Genomic DNA, 17434 nt, shown 5'->3' on the forward strand with positions numbered 1-17434 from the left:
TTTATTTGATTGTAGCATGACTTGCTACCTAACACAATGGATCCTTTGACCAAAAAGAAAAACCCTCATATTGAGAGTTTTGAGTTCATAGCGATTATCATTATTATCTTCGCTGTTTCCTATCCTTTGGAGTCAGCATTTGAAAATGTTGATACATATTTACAAACTCAGCTGGTAAGACTCCTCCGTACTCACCATCTAAGTTCAGTTGCATATCACCTTTCACTTGTACTTTAATACGGTTCGCGTGAACATACATGACTTTAGGATGGTTAATATGCTCTCCTCGAAGTGCTAACGTAGCTAAATGGAGAAACTCAGGGAAGGAAAGCTTTTTTACGACGATGAAATCAAACATTCCATCCTGCAGCGAAGCTTTTGGAGCTAATTTTTCAAATCCTCCTACTGAATTCGTATTGGAGACTAGAAACATCATAATCTCACCTTCAAATAGCTTTCCATCATATTCAATTTGAACCATTTGCGGTGCCACTTGCGGAAGCTTTTCTAGTCCTTTAATATAATAAGCTAATTGACCAACAGCTGTTTTCATTTTACTTGGTACTTCATACGTTAACTCAGTTAACGAGCCGCCAGCAGCAATATTTACAAAATAACGATCATTTACACGACCAATATCGATTGGCTCAAAATGTTCTCCACACAAAATATCGCATGCTCTTTCAATATCTCTTGGAATTCGTAATGCACGTGCAAAATCATTCGTCGTACCTGCTGGAATAATTCCTAGCTTCGGTCTTTTCTCTAGAGCAGCTAGTCCATTTACTACTTCAAAAATGGTCCCATCTCCTCCTGCAGCGATGACCAAATCATACCCATTCTCTCCAGCCTTTTTTGCTGCTCTAGTTGCACAACCTTCTCCTGTCGTTGCATGAGCCGAAGTTTCGTACCCTGTTTTTTCAAGTCGCTCCAAAATATAAGCTAAACTTTTCCGGATTTGTTCACGCCCAGATGATGGATTGTAGATAAGTCGAGCTCTTTTCATTGCAGATCCCCTACTTTTTTATCTTAGTCATTGCTACTCTTTGGCAAATTCACTGCTTGTATTGTACATTACTTAAAGCCTATTCAGCAAATAGCTAAACTTGCATACGAAAATACATGACACATAGAAAGAAGGGTACTAAAAAAGGTATTCACTACCTTTTCAGCACCCTCTATAGGACTTTATTGCCCAGATTATTTAAACGTTTTAGCGCTTCTTAATTTCTTCTAGTAACAATTTATTTACCATAGGAGGATTCGCTTTCCCTTTTGAAGCTTTCATGATTTGCCCTACAAGGAAACCAATCGCTTTCTCTTTCCCATTTTTATAATCCTCAACAATATTAGGATTGTTATCTAGGACTTCCGTTACCATCTTCAAAAGCGCGCCTTCATCAGAAATTTGCACGAGCCCCTTATCTTTTACAATTTGCTCAGGATCTCCACCTGATTCAATCAACTCTTTGAATACCGTTTTAGCAATCTTAGATGAGATGGTCCCCTTTTCAATCAGTTGAATCATTTTTGCAAGCCCTTCAGCAGTAAGAGCAACATCTTGAAGCTCTTTTTGCTCGGCATTTAAATAACCTGACACTTCTCCCATCAGCCAGTTAGACGCTTGTTTTGCTCCTGCACCTTGGCCAACGGTTTCTTCAAAGAAGTCAGACATTTCTTTCGTTAATGTCAGAACAGCTGCATCATACGCTGGCAAGCCTAACTCTTCTACATAACGCTTTTTACGAGCATCAGGAAGCTCAGGAATGTCAGCACGAACACGAGCTTTCCAATCTTCATCAATATACAAGTCCACAAGGTCAGGCTCTGGGAAGTAACGATAATCATCGGAACCTTCTTTTACACGCATTAATAACGTCTTGTTAGCTGCTTCATCGTAACGACGTGTTTCTTGTTCAATCACACCACCAGATAGAAGCACTTGCTCTTGACGCTTCTCCTCATACTCAAGCCCTTTACGAACAAAGTTAAATGAGTTTAAGTTCTTTAACTCTGTCTTTGTTCCAAATTCCTCTTGTCCTACAGGGCGTAAAGAGATATTTGCATCACAACGAAGCGATCCCTCTTCCATTTTACAATCAGATACACCTGTGTATTGAATGATCGCCTTAAGTTTCTCTAAATACGCATAAGCTTCTTCAGGTGTACGAATATCTGGCTCAGACACAATTTCAACTAACGGTGTTCCTTGACGGTTGTAATCTACGAGTGAGTATCCACCGCCAGAGTGTGTTAATTTCCCTGCATCTTCCTCCATGTGTATACGAGTAATCCCTATGCGTTTCTTCTTACCTTCTACTTCAATTTCAATCCAGCCATTTTCACCAATTGGTTTATCAAACTGAGAGATTTGATATGCCTTCGGGTTATCTGGATAAAAGTAGTTCTTACGATCAAACTTCGTATCAGTTCTTACTTCACAGTTCAATGCCATAGCCGCCTTCATAGCAAATTCAACAGCTTTTTTGTTTAAGACTGGCAATACACCTGGATATCCAAGGTCAATGACACTCGTGTTTGCATTTGGCTCAGATCCGAAGTGGTTCGGACTTGCTGAGAATATTTTCGATTCTGTCTTTAATTCTACGTGGACTTCAAGCCCAATAACTGTTTCGAAACTCATCGCTCGTCTCCCCCCTACAACGCCGGTTTTTGCGTGTGATAGTCTGTTGCTTGCTCAAATGCATGAGCCACACGATAAACAGTGCTTTCATCAAAATGTTTCCCAATAATCTGAAGTCCAAGTGGCAAGCCATCCTTGAATCCACAAGGAACAGAGATTCCTGGAACCCCAGCTAAGTTAACTGGAATGGTTAAAATATCATTTGCATACATCGTTAACGGATCTTTTGTATTTTCACCAATTTTAAACGCTGGTGTCGGTGTTGTTGGTCCAATAATCACATCATAGTTTTCAAATACTTTTTCAAAGTCTTGCTTAATCAATGTGCGTACTTGTTGGGCTTTTTTATAGTAAGCATCATAATAACCAGAGCTTAATGCAAACGTCCCAAGCATAATACGACGTTTCACTTCATCCCCGAAACCTTCTGCACGTGTTTGCTTATACATTTCAATAAGGCTCTCTGCATTATCAGTACGATAACCGTAACGAACGCCGTCAAAGCGAGCAAGGTTCGCTGATGCTTCAGATGAAGAAAGTAAATAATAAGTTGCAAGTGCATATTTGGAATGCGGAAGCGATACTTCTTCCCATGTAGCTCCTTGCGCTTCAAGCACCTTTAAAGCATCCAGCACAGATTGCTTCACATCCTCCTCGACACCTTCTCCAAGGTACTCTTTCGGAACAGCAATCTTTAATCCTTTTACATCACCCGTTAAAGCTGATAAGAAATCAGGCACTTCAACATTCGCGGATGTTGAGTCCATTGGGTCAACTCCTGTAATCGTCTGAAGAAGGTACGCATTATCTTCTACATTACGTGTAATTGGTCCAATTTGATCGAGCGAGGAAGCAAACGCAACAAGACCAAAGCGGGATACTCTTCCATATGTAGGTTTTAGTCCAACAACTCCACAAAAGGCAGCTGGTTGACGAATCGAACCACCTGTATCTGAACCTAGTGAGAACGGTACTTCACCTGCTGCTACAGCCGCAGCCGAACCCCCACTAGACCCGCCAGGAACGGTTTCTAGATTCCACGGGTTTTTCGTTTCTTGAAAAGCGGAATTTTCCGTCGATGAACCCATTGCAAATTCATCCATATTTACCTTTCCAATTGTGATAGCCTGTGCGTCTGTTAACTTCTGAACGACAGTCGCATCATAAATCGGATCAAAGTTTTCAAGGATGCGGCTTGAACAAGTCGTACGCAATCCTTTTGTAACAATATTATCTTTCACACCGATTGGCATACCAAATAAAAGGCCACGGTCACTGCTTGTGCTAAGTGCATCATCTAGCTCTCTTGCATAGGCACGTGCCTTTTCTTCATTAAGTGTAACAAACGCTTTAACTTTATCATCAACTTCAGCAATACGCTTGTATGATTCATCAACAAGATCAGAGACTTTTACTTCTCTTTTTTGTATCATTGTATGTAGCTCTGACATCTTATGGTCAAATAACGACATGAAGCTTGTCCTCCCCTATTACTCTATAATTGACGGCACACGGATTTGTCCGTCTTCATGATCTGGTGCATTTTTTAATACGTCTTCAACAGGCAAGCCCTTTTCTGACTTGTCTTCTCTAAGTACATTCTTCATATCAAGGACATGCGTTGTTGGCTCCACACCCGTTGTATCAATCTCATTTAACTGTTCTGCAAAAGTAATAATCGCATCAAGTTGTTCTGTAAACATTTTTGCTTCATCTTCCGTAATAGCAAGTCTGGCTAAGTTCGCTACATGCTTCACTTGCTCCTCTTGGATTCGTGACATAATCTTTCACCCCCGAAAAAATTCGATCATTTTGACAATATGATTAATAATACCAAATAACCCTTCTATAGGCAACAAAGCTCACCATTCTAAACACCCATTCAATACGTTAAAAGCCCCTCACTTTAGGTCTCTCTAAAGCAAGGGGTTGACACTAATTACAATATGCTTGTTTTTGATTGCTCAAATTCTTCTTTCATCTTATTTGTAGGCTCCTCACCAACAAAACTGAATACCATTACTGCAATCCACGCTAAAATAAAACCAGGAATAATCTCGTAAAGACCTAAAATCGGAAACTGTTCAGGTGATAAACCAAACCAGCTTTCAAGCTCTGCCCAAATGATCACCGTAACACCACCGACAATCATCCCTGCTAAGGCTCCATTTGTCGTCATTCGTTTCCAAAACAACGCTAAAATTAAGACTGGACCAAAGGCTGCTCCAAAACCAGCCCACGCATAACCTACCAAATCTAATACTGAACTTTCTGGATTATAAGCTAGCGCAATTGCAACAAGGGCTATAACAACAACACCAATACGTCCTACCCAAACTAACTCTTTTTGACTAGCTTCTTTGCGAATAAATCCTTTATACACATCTTCAGCAAGAGCACTTGAAGATACGAGAAGCTGTGAATCAATCGTACTCATGATCGCTGATAAAATCGCAGCTAATAAGAATCCAGCGACCCATGGATTAAAGAGAACTTGTGTAAACATAATAAACAAAGTTTCATGTGCCCCGTCTGGCAACGCTTGGCCTCCTGGACCATTTGCAGAAAAATAAGCAATCCCTACAAACCCAGTAAAAATAGCCCCAAATAACGCAAGCACCATCCAAGTCATCCCAACAGCACGTGCTTTTGGAATTTCATTGACTGATTTCACAGCCATAAAGCGTGTCACGATATGTGGTTGACCAAAATAACCTAAGCCCCATGCAAGCAACGAAACGACACCAATAAACGTTGCTCCTTGGAACGCATCTAAATAGGCAGGATCAATTGCTCCAACAGCATTTACAGTCTCACTCCAGCCTCCCATTTCAGAGATCGCAACAAGTGGAACAATAATTAGTGCTAGGAACATAAGGATTCCTTGGAAAAAGTCCGTCCAACTTACCGCTAGAAAACCACCTAAGAATGTGTACGATATAATAACGATCGCACCAATCCAAAGAGCTTGCGTGTATGTCATTCCAAATGATGCTTCAAAAAGAAGAGCACCACCGACAAGTCCTGAAGAAGTATAAAAAGCAAAGAATACTAATATTACAAGTGCTGATATAATCCGCAATATTTTTGACTTATCATGAAATCGGTTTTCCAGAAAATCTGGCAGTGTTATCGAATCATTCGCTACCTTCGTATACTTACGAAGACGCGCTGCAACAAACTGCCAATTTAAATACGCACCAATTGCTAACCCAACAGCAATCCAAATTTCACCCATACCACCAATGTACATAGCTCCTGGCAATCCAAGTAGCAACCAACTACTCATATCTGAGGCACCAGCACTTAACGCCGCTACACTTCCTCCTAATCGCCTTCCACCTAGTACATAATCTGACAAATTACTTGTTAGCCTATAGGCTGCTATCCCAATAACAAGCATCCCTACTAAATAAATAATAAACGTTATAATTGTGGCTAATTCCAAATTTACTCACTCCTTCTCATAAATAACGACACGAACGATAAGATAATTAATAATGGCATTGGAATAAATAGCAACAGCCACGTTGCTGTCGTTAACCCATATTCCATCTTTCCACCTCCTTTTTCACGCTATATGCAAGGACTATGCACGTACATATCCCCACATGACATAAACAAACGCTTGTTTAATATTTAGGACACGCTATATACCATAACACGAAATTAGATTCAGAACATTCTTTCATATATTTACTTTGTTTGTTTTTGTATAATTATTCAATGTTATGTTTATTGTAATCGTTTTTTTTGACATATAGTAATAGTATATACATATTCGGTTATCTTCATTAATTTCTTTAGCACTTTAAATTATTACATAAAACACATAAAAAAAAGGTGCCTTCAAAGTTAAAAAATAACTTTGAAGGCACCTTTTTCAAATCTCCCCTTTTATTTATCTAGACCCTTTTACATATGGCTTTCCGATCGCTTTTGGTGCATCCGCACGTCCAACGAAACCAGCTAACGCTAAAATCGTTAACACGTATGGTGCAGTCAACAAAAAGACAGAAGGAATATTAGCTAATCCCGGTATTTGTGCTCCTGTAATACTCAACGCTTGAGCTAATCCAAAGAAAAGAGCTGCCCCCATCACACCAAGCGGATTCCATTTTCCGAAAATCAATGCGGCTAATGCCATAAATCCTTGGCCCACAATGGTTGTTCCAGAGAAGTTCCCTGCTACTGTTACAGCGAAAATCGCTCCTCCCAAACCAGCAAAAGCGCCACTTAGCATAACTCCGATGTATCTCATTTTGTTTACATTAATCCCCATTGTATCAGCTGCCATTGGATGCTCTCCGACCGACCTGAGTCGTAATCCAAATGGCGTGTTATAGACGACATAATAAACAATAGCGACCAATGCTAGTGCAATATATGATGTAATATAGGCATTTGCAAAAAGCAATGGACCAATAATCGGAATGTCGCTTAGCACGGGTACATCGAAACGATAGATACGATTTCGAATCGCATCTGTTTGACCTTTGTTATACAACATTCGTACTAAGAAAACAGTTAATCCAACAGCTAAGAAGTTTAGAGCAACACCACTAACAATTTGATCAGCTCGAAATGTAATTGAGGCAACGGCATGAAATAACGAGAAAATTGCCCCTATTAATACGGCAGCGAGTAACGCAATCCAGGTAGAAGCAGGACCAACTCCCATACCTTCAAGTGTTAATGTCATAACAATTCCTGTAAATGCCCCTACGACCATTAATCCTTCAAGGCCGATATTAACTACCCCTGCCCGCTCACTAAACAATCCACCTAATCCAGTTAAGATAAGAGGAGCTGCGGCATAAATAGCAGCTGGAATAACAAGTGCTAAAACCTGCATTAGATCCATTTAAATCCCCTCCTTCTTGATACGGTTCATGATCCAGCGAATAAGATAGCTTGATGCAACAAAGAAAATGATCAACGCTATAACTATATCAACTAGTTCGGTTGGCACACCTGCTCTTGATTGCATCGTAATAGCCCCAACCTGTAACCCACCGAATAAGAAAGAGGCAAGTAAAACCCCAACGGCTGTATTTGCACCTAATAATGCTACAGCAATCCCGTCAAATCCAACACCTGAGAAACCAGAGAGAATACTCATGTAGCCATACGTACCTAACCCTTCCATAGCTCCAGCCACACCGGCAACCCCCCCAGAGATCACCATAGAAAGAACAATATTTCTTTGTACATTCATCCCAGCATACAAGGAAGCATGTTGGTTAAACCCAACTGCGCGAAGCTCGTATCCTTTTGATGTTCTCCAAAGCATGAACCACATAATTACACAACCAAGTAAAGCAACGATAAATCCGTAATGTAATCTTGAAAAATCTGTTAACGACTGCAAGAATGGCGAAGCAAGTGATGCTGATGGAGAGATCGTCTCCGTCCGCTCCCCCGGAACTAATAAATACGCTCGAATAAGGTAATTAACTGTATACAAAGCAATATAGTTCATCATGATCGTAACAATTACTTCATGAACTTGGAAACGAGCTTTTAAAAAACCTGGAATGAAGCCCCACATTGCCCCAGCTAATGCCCCAACTAAAATAGCCAGTGGCAGGTGAATAATTGCCGGTAGATCAAATATGATTCCGACATAGACAGAAGCAAGCCAACCAACAATTACCTGTCCCTCTACTCCAATATTAAAGAGACCCGTCCGAAAGGCAAATGCAACAGCCAGTCCGGCTAAAATTAACGGTGTCATGGAGCGAATCGTTTCACCAATGTAATAAGTTTCACTGAAGATTCCGCTTAATAACGCTGAATAACCTAAAACAGGATTATAGCCACTAACAAGCATGACGATCGCACCAATTAATATTCCTAGAGATACAGCTATTAAAGGTACGGCCAATGATACTAATCGTCCTTTAGGAAACAATTTATTCACCATGTGGCTCACCTTCTTTCTCTTTCTTCCCGCCAGCCATAAGCAAACCAAGCTCTCGTTCATTCGTCTGATCAGCATCGACAATTGCTACTATTTCACCTTCATACATAACAGCAATACGGTCACTTACATTTAAGATTTCATCTAATTCAAGCGACATTAATAGGACAGCTCTACCTTTATCACGTTCAACGACGAGACGTCGATGGATGGATTCAATCGCTCCAACATCTAATCCTCGAGTTGGTTGCGCGGCAATTAAAAAGTCGGGTGAGCGATCTACTTCACGCGCAATAATCGCCTTTTGTTGGTTCCCTCCAGATAACGCTCTTGCTGGTGTATATTCGCTAGGAGTTCTCACATCAAAATCTTCTATCAATGTTCTTGCTTTTTGATAAATTTGAGGATAACTTAGTACACCACTTCTAGAGTATGGTTTCTGATAATACGTTTGTAACACAATGTTCTCGCCGATTGTAAAATCAAGGACTAGACCATGTTTATGACGATCTTCAGGAATATGACCAATACCGGCTTCCGTTACTCTTCGTGGTTTCATATTCGTTATTTCTGTTCCATTTAACAAAATCGAACCAGACTCAGCTTTTTTCAACCCAGTAATGGCCTCAATGAGTTCAGATTGTCCATTGCCTTCAATTCCTGCTAGTCCAAGGATCTCTCCCGCTCTCATATCCAAGTTTAATTCTTTAACAGCATTTACACCACGAGAATCCTTTACGACTAGATTCTTCACACTTACAACAACATCTTTCGGTTGTGCCGGGTCCTTCTCTACTCCAAAATTAACTTCCCTACCTACCATCATTGCAGCAAGCTTATCTGGATTCGTTTCACTGACATCAACTGTTCCAATACCCTTTCCACGCCTTATTACCGTACAACGGTCACAAACAGCCATAATCTCTTTCAGCTTATGAGTAATTAATATGATTGACTTGCCCTCTTTTACTAACTTTTTCATAATTCCGATTAGCTCTTGAATCTCTTGAGGAGTTAATACAGCAGTCGGTTCATCAAAAATCAAAATATCGGCACCGCGATATAACGTTTTTAAGATTTCTACCCTTTGCTGCATCCCAACAGAAATGTTTTCAATCTTAGCATGGGGATCGACACGTAACCCATATTGATTAGAAATTTCCTCTACTTCTTTTGCGGCTTTTTTAATATTAATTTTGCCGCCTTTTTTCGGCTCATTTCCTAAAATGATATTCTCAGTTACGGTAAACTTCTCAACTAGCATAAAATGCTGATGAACCATTCCAATTCCAAGTTTATTTGCAACGTTCGGATCTGTGATCTTTACTTTTTCTCCACGTAGAACAATTTCGCCCTTTTCAGGTTGATAAAGACCAAAAAGGACATTCATCAATGTTGATTTCCCTGCCCCATTTTCACCTAATAGCGCATGGATCTCACCCTTCTTTACTTGGAGCGTTATGTTATCATTGGCCACAATTCCAGGAAACTCTTTACGGATGTTATTCATCTCGATGACATAACTCACTTGTAACCACTCCTTACTTTTATGTACTTAATAACGCATAACGGCCTATTGCAGGCTCTTCTACATACAAAAAGAGACAATGAAGGATTGGGCAAACAGCAATCCTTCATTGTCCCTTCTGCCTGCTGGTACATTTCATACTTATAACAAAAGAGCTGTCCCAAAAGCCAGTTCGGGGGTATCCCAAAAGGTCAAAATACGGACCTTTTGGGATACCCCCTTTGTTTTCATAATTAAAGGGATGAAAGATATTCTTCATATTCCTCATCTGTTTGCGGTACTGAAATTTCACCAGCTTGAATTTGATTTAAGAAGTCAACAACTGCTTCCAGTGCTTCTTCGGACATATTATCTGTCGATGGGGCAATCCCTACTGCTTCATCCTCAAGTCCATATTCAAGAATTTCTCCACCTGGGAAGTCTCCAGCCATTGTACGTTCAGAAACTAAATATACCGCTCTATCAACACGTTTAACCATAGAAGTTAATGTAACTGATTGACCTTCATCGCCATATTCGCCTTCTTCGTGTTGGTCACGGTCTACGCCAATAACCCAAACTGGCTCACCATTACGAGCACGGTTAATCGCTTCAGTAAAGACACCATTCCCTGTACCACCAGCCGCTTGATAAATAATATCTACACCTTGGCTGTACATCGTGTTAGCAATTTGCGCTCCACGTTGCTCATCATTAAAGCTTTCTGCATATTGGACTTCAATTTCTGCGTCTGGATTTACTGCTTTCACACCAGCTTTAAATCCATTTTCAAACTTTTTAATTAGAGCACCTTCCACTCCACCGATAAAGCCAACTTTATTTCCAGCTGTTTGAAGACCAGCTGCTACACCTACAAGGAAAGAACCTTCATGCTCTTTGAATGTTACATTTGCAATATTAGAGATCGTTTGTCCTTCTGCATCTGTAACAACAGAGTCAACAATTGCTAACTGCGCATCTTCAGCTTGTTGGGCAATTGTACGAATTGCATCTTCCATTAAAAAACCAATACCCCAAGCAAGATCAACATCTTCACGTACTAAATTACGAAGATTCGGTTCAAAGTCTGCCATATCTCCAGATTGTAGGTAACGATAACCTGTACCTTCTTCTAAGCCCATATCTTGACCAAACTCAACAAGACCTTCCCAAGCAGATTGGTTAAATGATTTGTCATCAATTCCCCCAACATCCGTAACCATCGCTACTGTAAAATCAGCAGCTTCGGTTGCTTCTTCTCCAGCAACATCTCCTGTTTCAGGTGCTGGCTCGTCAGCTGCTCCACACGCAGATAGTGCTACAACGGCAGCAGCCGTCATCGTTAACGTACGTAACCACTTTTTCATGTTAAAATCCCCCTTTTTTTCTATCGTGCGAACGCCTTCATTGATACGGACACACACCCAAAATAGACAAATAGTTCTTTGCATAGGTTTTCACGAACCTTAAGTTCTATTCCGATTTTGCTAAAATCTGTTTGCCTTATCGTATATTCATGTTGTTATGTATAGTCCAAAAAATAACCAAGGCATTCGTTCGTCAGACATCTGACATCTTACAAGTTATGTGTCAACCGAAATAAATATATCATGTACATTACAATTAATAAATAGTTTTTTAAGGTAAAATTCTTTGTTATTCGACATTTTTTTCATAATGGTATGAAACCTTCCAAATCCATTTACAGGCAAAGCGAGCTCCATTATAATGGTGTTTTTTCTCTTAAACAAGGAAAAGGACTTTGTTAGTCCCTAAAAGGATTCAACAAAGTCCCTAACACTTAATTAAACACATGGATAAATGGTTCATCATTTGGATTTTGAACCACAACTGCCTCCGTATTTCCTGAGACAGAAGTAATCGTAACACTCACTTTATAATTCCCTTGAAATCTTTGCTGCATTTGACTTGCTACATACTGAGACAATGCAACAATTTCCGCTTTTCCTTGGAACCTAAGCGGTATTTCAATTTGCAATTCTTGAATTTGATTATCAACATAACGGCCTTTTCCGACTACACCGATAAAGTTGTCAAAAAACGACTGTACATCGTCTTTAAACCGTTGGAATTGGTCAGCTTCATTCCGAGCTTCTTGGTTTGCTTCACTTGATGGGAACAAATAATAGCGTTCATTGATACGTTGCCATCTTTCAAGATCACTTCTTGGCTCAGCTTTAGACCTTGCAATAAAATGACCAGGGATCACAGAGTCACGAGGTTGTTCTCTAAAAAGAGCAAATACAATCGGGATATCCCGAAAAGCTCCTTCTTCCATCGCATCTGAACGAAGTCTTGCTAAGATTTCATTTGCAATTTTTTGTCCCTCTCGTTCAATTACATCATCTGGTATCGGAAGTTCATAAAAGAGATAACCCCCTTGGTCAGTCTCCACCCGAAAGTTATAAATACTATTCATTGAGAGCCCGATCACAATTCCACCGAGGTTCAATTGACCATTTTCATTTTCAACAAGATAGTTATGTTCTAAAATATGGGATAAATAACGAGGTTGGCTTTCTTCACGCTCTCGCATCGTTGCGCCCTCACCAAGGGCTGGATTAATACCTTGGGGATTGTCCTCCTCATGATACCTCATAAGCCAGCTATTCAATGTATTTCTTTTAATGAACTGACCTTCTCTAAAGAAATAGTTCTCTTGGTCAAAATATTCTTGGGCGATTCTCGTTAATCCGATCTCGAGCTGCCCTAAATCAAGCCGATTGTATACAACTGCGTTCCCAAACCCACGCGATTCCCCATGCTTATAAGCTCCATCATATAATACACTTTGATAATAGTTATCAGGAGTAATAATTTGCGGCACAACCTCTACTATTTGCTCATCTTGATTTTCATCTGTTTCCTCTAAAATCTGATCCTCTTCTTGAGGAGTTATAGGAAAGCACCCAGACAATAGTACAAGGAGCAAACATGAAATTCCCCACTTCTTTAACATACAATCTCCCTCCTCTCTCTTACTCTCGTTTACTTATTGACCGCTTCAATAAGCTTCTCTTCATCCCAAATCTCAATATTTAATTCTTCAGCTTTCGTCCGTTTTGACCCGGCATCCTCACCTGCAATGACAAGATCCGTTTTCTTACTCACACTTCCTGTTACTTTTCCTCCAAGTGCTTCAATCTTCTCCTTCGCTTCACCACGTGTGAGCTGCTCAAGCTTTCCTGTTAAGACAACTGTTTTTCCTGCAAACAGACTATCGGAGACTTCTGATTCAACAGGAGCTTTAGGCCCTTTATAAGTCATATTAACTCCCAATGACTCTAGCTCGTCAATTAACTCCAACACTTCCTGTGTGGAAAAATAACGCCTAATCGACGCAGCCATTTTTTCACCGATTTCATTTACAGCTACTAACTCTTCTTTTGTTGCCTCTACTATTTTATGGACCGTTTCAAATTCCATCGCTAGCGTCTTTGCCGCTTTCGCTCCAACAAAACGAATTCCAAGACCGAACAAAAGCCGCTCAAGTGAATTATCCTTTGTTTTTTCAATTGCTTCAAGCAGATTGTCTACAGATTTTTCACCCATTCTTTCTAATTGCAACAGTTCATCTCGGTTCAATTTATAAATGTCAGCGACATCGCGAACAAGATCATTCTCAAACAGTTGACTTATGACCTTTTCACCTAAACCATCAATGTTCATTGCATTTCTTGAGACAAAGTGAATTAGACCTTCCCGAATTTGAGCGGGACATTGCGGGTTAATACACCTCAGTGCCACTTCTCCTTCTAACCTAACGAGTTCACTTTCACAAGCCGGGCAATGTGTCGGCATATGGAAATCGCGTTCACTTCCATCTCGTAATTCAGGTAACACATTCACCACTTCAGGGATAATATCTCCTGCTTTCTTTATGACGACAGAATCCCCTAGCTTCAAATCCTTTTCTCGAATTAAATCTTCATTATGAAGCGAAGCTCGTTTTACTGTTGTACCTGCAACGGTAACTGGTGTTAAAAGAGCAGTCGGTGTCACAACTCCTGTGCGTCCTATGCTCAATTCAATATCTTCAAGCTTTGTCACAACTTCTTCTGCCGGGAATTTGTAAGCCGTTGCCCATCTTGGGCTTTTCGCAGTAAAGCCTAATTCTTTCTGCTGATCTAGACGATCTACTTTAATAACAATTCCATCAATGTCATATGGGAGAGCGGCTCTTTTTTCAACCCACTCTTCTGTATAAGCGATGACTTCATCAATATTATCACAATGCTTACTCTCTCGATTAACACGAAAGCCAAGCTCTTGTAAATACGTAAGCCCTTTAATGTGCGACTCCATTTCACGTCCTTCTAAATGACCAATTGCATAGATAAAAATAGATAAATTGCGCTTAGCAGCAAGCTTCGGATTCAACTGCCTGAGTGACCCAGCTGCAGCATTACGTGGGTTAGCAAACTTTTCTTCCAACGCTTGTTCTTTTAGTTGATTCAACGCTTCAAACGAACCTTTAGGCATATAGGCCTCGCCTCGCACTTCTATCGTTACAGGTTTACTCAAGCGAAGAGGGATCGCTGGGATCGTCTTAAGGTTTGCCGTTATATCCTCACCTATTTGACCATCGCCACGTGTAGCTCCACGAACAAATTTCCCATTTTCATACGTTAGTGATACAGCCAAGCCATCTATTTTCAGTTCACAGCTATAAGTAATGTCTTCACCAACTAATTGTTTTACACGACGGTCAAAGTCACGTAAATCACTGTCTGAAAAAGCATTGCCTAAGCTAAGCATCGGAATACGGTGCTCTACCTTTTCAAAGAATGGCAGCGGTTCTCCACCCACACGTACTGAAGGAGAATCCTCACTGAAAAATTCAGGGTATTCTCCTTCAAGTTTCAATAGTTCTTGCATAAGGGTATCGTATTCCTCATCAGAAACTAGCGGCTTATCGAGAACATAATAATGATAGCCATACTCTTCTAATAACTTCCTGAGTTCTTCTATTCGTTTCTCAGCCTGTAATCGCTCCATAGCTTTCGTCCTTTCTTTCACAATCAAGAGTGACTGAATCGCTCCTCAGTCACTCCTGAACAAAATTACTGCTTTGTAATCGGGGCAAATTTGGCAAATAATCGCTTCACACCTGTTGGATTGGGAAATGCGATATCTAACTCAAGAGATTCGCCTTCTCCTTTTAGACTGACAACCGTTCCAACTCCCCACTTCTTATGTGCCGCTTTATCACCAACACTCCACGAAAAGCTTTCTCCACCTGTCTGGACTGTTCTTGGTCTTTCAATTGTTCTTGAACGTTGCGGGGCGGACGCCTGTCCTGAGCTCTTCCGTGAAGTCTTCATCCAATCTGGCGTTTGCTTTACTTCATTTAACGACTCTAAGCACTCATCCGGAATTTCAGCAATGAAACGGGAAGGTGGATTCGAATTTGTCCGACCGTATAACGTCCTGAGTCTTGCATTCGTTAAATAAAGCTGTTTCTCTGCTCTAGTAATCCCAACATAAGCAAGCCTTCGCTCTTCTTCCATCTCTTCTTCCTCAAATAAAGAGCGACTATGAGGGAAGATCCCTTCTTCCATTCCAATTAGAAACACAAGTGGAAACTCAAGACCTTTCGCTGAGTGAAGTGTCATTAATGTAATAGCGTCTTTTGGTTTGCCTTCATTGTCATCGTCTAATTTATCAATATCAGCTACTAATGCAAGATCTGTTAAAAAGGCTACAAGTGACCTATCTTCATTTTGTTTTTCAAATTCATTCGTTACGGTTATAAATTCATCGATATTTTCTAAACGGCTTTGCGCTTCAATCGAATTTTCATTTTTCAACATGTCACGATAGCCAGTCCGTTCTAGTAACTCTTCCACTAATTCTGTGACAGATAAATATTCTTGCATTTGTATCCAATGTCCTAGTTGATCCGAGAAATCTCTCAACTTTGTAACTGTACGACCAGTTAATCCAACTTGCTCTACTTCCTGAAGAGCAGCAAACATAGAGATTCCTTGTTCAATTGCAAAGGCACCAATCTTATCTACCGTAGTCGCACCAATTCCACGCTTAGGAACATTGATAATTCGCTGCAAACTAATATCATCATCAGGGTTAGCAATTAAACGTAAATAAGCTAAAACGTCTTTAATCTCTTTACGATCGTAGAATTTCGTGCCGCCAACAATGTTATAGTCAATATTAGACTTCACAAAGAATTCCTCAATTACACGCGATTGTGCATTCGTACGGTATAAAATTGCAATATCAGAATAAGTGTAGTTATCGCTTTGCATCGCTTCTCTAATTCGCTCTACAACAAATTGAGCCTCTGATTGCTCTGTATCCGCTGCAAAATAACCAATTCCACAACCTGCATCATTTTCTGTCCAAAGATTTTTCTTCTTACGGTTGGGGTTGTTTTCAATAACACGGTTGGCAGCTTGCAGAATGGTTTTCGTTGAGCGATAATTTTGTTCGAGCAAGATCACTTTTGCATTCGGGTAATCTTCTTCAAATGAGAGGATGTTTGCAATGTCAGCACCACGCCAGCGGTAGATCGATTGATCCGAATCACCGACTACACAAAGATTTTTAAATCGATCAGCAATCATATTTACTAGCATATATTGAGCCCGATTTGTATCCTGATACTCATCGACAAGGATATACTGGAATTTCCGTTGGTAGAATTCCAACACTTCCGGAACGAGTTTAAATAACTCAATTGTCTTCATGATAAGGTCATCAAAGTCTAACGCATGGTTTTTCTTTAATTGCTTTTGATATTCTACGTAAACTTCAGCCGCCGTTTGCTCATAAGGACCTGTTGCTGTTTTTGCAAACTGATCAGGCTTTTTCAGTTCATTTTTTGCACTACTTATCGTCCCAAGAATGCTTCGTGCTTCAAATTTCTTCGGATCGATGTTTTTATTCTTTAATATTTGCTTAATGACTGTTAACTGATCTCCAGAATCCAGTATCGTAAAGTTACGATTATAGCCAATTCTGTCAATATCTCTACGCAACACTCGCACACACATGGAGTGGAACGTCGAAATCCAAATATCCTCAGCGACCGGTCCAACAAGGCCTGCGACACGGTCTTTCATTTCACGAGCTGCTTTATTTGTAAACGTAATCGCAAGGACACTCCAAGGCGCTACTTCTTTTTCTCTTAATAAGTAAGCAATCCGATGCGTAAGTACACGCGTCTTTCCACTTCCAGCCCCAGCCATTAACAATAGCGGTCCTTCCGTATGAGTGACTGCTTGCCTTTGTTCAGGGTTTAATCCTGCTAACATTTTTTCAATGATTTTTGCTTGCACACCCTCACCACCAAACGTTTGTTCTCATTTTATTTTAC

The 17434-nt window shown here is 40.3% G+C and carries 12 protein-coding genes; all 12 read right to left on the minus strand.

Annotated elements, in window-relative coordinates; translation table 11 throughout:
* Positions 1-103: 103 nt before the first annotated feature.
* The 12 genes from AC1FXP_RS15605 to pcrA all read right to left on the minus strand — a co-directional run bounded on the left by AC1FXP_RS15605 (position 104) and on the right by pcrA (position 17372).
* On the minus strand, positions 104-1006 hold the full coding sequence (locus AC1FXP_RS15605; protein WP_480062936.1) for a diacylglycerol kinase: 903 nt from the start codon (positions 1004-1006) through the stop codon (positions 104-106).
* Between the two features lie 207 nt (positions 1007-1213).
* The gene (gatB, locus tag AC1FXP_RS15610; RefSeq protein ID WP_480062938.1) at positions 1214-2644 is read right to left on the minus strand and encodes an Asp-tRNA(Asn)/Glu-tRNA(Gln) amidotransferase subunit GatB; all 1431 of its coding nucleotides are present in this window, start codon (positions 2642-2644) and stop codon (positions 1214-1216) included.
* Positions 2645-2658: 14 nt separating this feature from the next.
* Positions 2659-4116 carry an Asp-tRNA(Asn)/Glu-tRNA(Gln) amidotransferase subunit GatA gene (gene gatA / locus AC1FXP_RS15615; protein ID WP_480062940.1) on the minus strand — a complete coding sequence of 486 codons (1458 nt, stop codon included), beginning with the start codon at positions 4114-4116 and terminating at the stop codon, positions 2659-2661.
* 18 nt (positions 4117-4134) lie between these two features.
* Positions 4135-4425: an Asp-tRNA(Asn)/Glu-tRNA(Gln) amidotransferase subunit GatC gene (gene gatC, locus AC1FXP_RS15620; protein WP_480062941.1), complete on the minus strand. Its 291-nt coding sequence runs from the start codon at positions 4423-4425 to the stop codon at positions 4135-4137.
* A 158-nt stretch (positions 4426-4583) separates the two neighbouring features.
* Positions 4584-6092 (minus strand): sodium/proline symporter PutP, encoded by a 1509-nt coding sequence (gene putP / locus AC1FXP_RS15625; RefSeq protein WP_480062942.1) that lies wholly within the window; start codon positions 6090-6092, stop codon positions 4584-4586.
* Between the two features lie 453 nt (positions 6093-6545).
* Positions 6546-7508: an ABC transporter permease gene (locus AC1FXP_RS15630; protein ID WP_480062943.1), complete on the minus strand. Its 963-nt coding sequence runs from the start codon at positions 7506-7508 to the stop codon at positions 6546-6548.
* A complete protein-coding gene (locus tag AC1FXP_RS15635; protein ID WP_480062944.1) occupies positions 7509-8570 on the minus strand; it encodes an ABC transporter permease in 1062 nt (353 codons plus the stop codon). It lies immediately after the preceding gene.
* On the minus strand, positions 8560-10095 hold the full coding sequence (locus AC1FXP_RS15640) for an ABC transporter ATP-binding protein (protein WP_480062945.1): 1536 nt from the start codon (positions 10093-10095) through the stop codon (positions 8560-8562). Before AC1FXP_RS15640 ends, AC1FXP_RS15635 begins: the two co-directional genes overlap by 11 nt.
* A gap of 233 nt (positions 10096-10328) precedes the next feature.
* A complete protein-coding gene (locus tag AC1FXP_RS15645) occupies positions 10329-11441 on the minus strand; it encodes a BMP family lipoprotein (protein ID WP_480062946.1) in 1113 nt (370 codons plus the stop codon).
* A gap of 434 nt (positions 11442-11875) precedes the next feature.
* Entirely contained in the window at positions 11876-13054 is a 1179-nt protein-coding gene (locus AC1FXP_RS15650; protein WP_480062947.1) for a CamS family sex pheromone protein, read from the minus strand.
* A gap of 29 nt (positions 13055-13083) precedes the next feature.
* A complete protein-coding gene (ligA, locus tag AC1FXP_RS15655; RefSeq protein WP_480062948.1) occupies positions 13084-15093 on the minus strand; it encodes an NAD-dependent DNA ligase LigA in 2010 nt (669 codons plus the stop codon).
* 65 nt (positions 15094-15158) lie between these two features.
* Positions 15159-17372, minus strand: a complete 2214-nt coding sequence (gene pcrA, locus AC1FXP_RS15660; RefSeq protein WP_480062982.1) for a DNA helicase PcrA — start codon at positions 17370-17372, stop codon at positions 15159-15161.
* Between the last annotated feature and the right edge of the window lie 62 nt (positions 17373-17434).

The organism is Halalkalibacter sp. HAAS-P013 (assembly GCF_056619925.1).

What these genes read in the sequence shown, in the direction of transcription:
- gatA (WP_480062940.1), bottom strand. Translation starts at nt 4,116, where the DNA reads ATGTCGTTATTTGACCATAAGATGTCAGAGCTACATACAATGATACAA.
- AC1FXP_RS15645 (WP_480062946.1), bottom strand. Translation starts at nt 11,441, where the DNA reads ATGAAAAAGTGGTTACGTACGTTAACGATGACGGCTGCTGCCGTTGTA.
- AC1FXP_RS15650 (WP_480062947.1), bottom strand. Translation starts at nt 13,054, where the DNA reads ATGTTAAAGAAGTGGGGAATTTCATGTTTGCTCCTTGTACTATTGTCT.
- ligA (WP_480062948.1), bottom strand. Translation starts at nt 15,093, where the DNA reads ATGGAGCGATTACAGGCTGAGAAACGAATAGAAGAACTCAGGAAGTTA.
- AC1FXP_RS15605 (WP_480062936.1), bottom strand. Translation starts at nt 1,006, where the DNA reads ATGAAAAGAGCTCGACTTATCTACAATCCATCATCTGGGCGTGAACAA.
- AC1FXP_RS15635 (WP_480062944.1), bottom strand. Translation starts at nt 8,570, where the DNA reads ATGGTGAATAAATTGTTTCCTAAAGGACGATTAGTATCATTGGCCGTA.
- AC1FXP_RS15630 (WP_480062943.1), bottom strand. Translation starts at nt 7,508, where the DNA reads ATGGATCTAATGCAGGTTTTAGCACTTGTTATTCCAGCTGCTATTTAT.
- gatC (WP_480062941.1), bottom strand. Translation starts at nt 4,425, where the DNA reads ATGTCACGAATCCAAGAGGAGCAAGTGAAGCATGTAGCGAACTTAGCC.
- gatB (WP_480062938.1), bottom strand. Translation starts at nt 2,644, where the DNA reads ATGAGTTTCGAAACAGTTATTGGGCTTGAAGTCCACGTAGAATTAAAG.
- pcrA (WP_480062982.1), bottom strand. Translation starts at nt 17,372, where the DNA reads ATGTTAGCAGGATTAAACCCTGAACAAAGGCAAGCAGTCACTCATACG.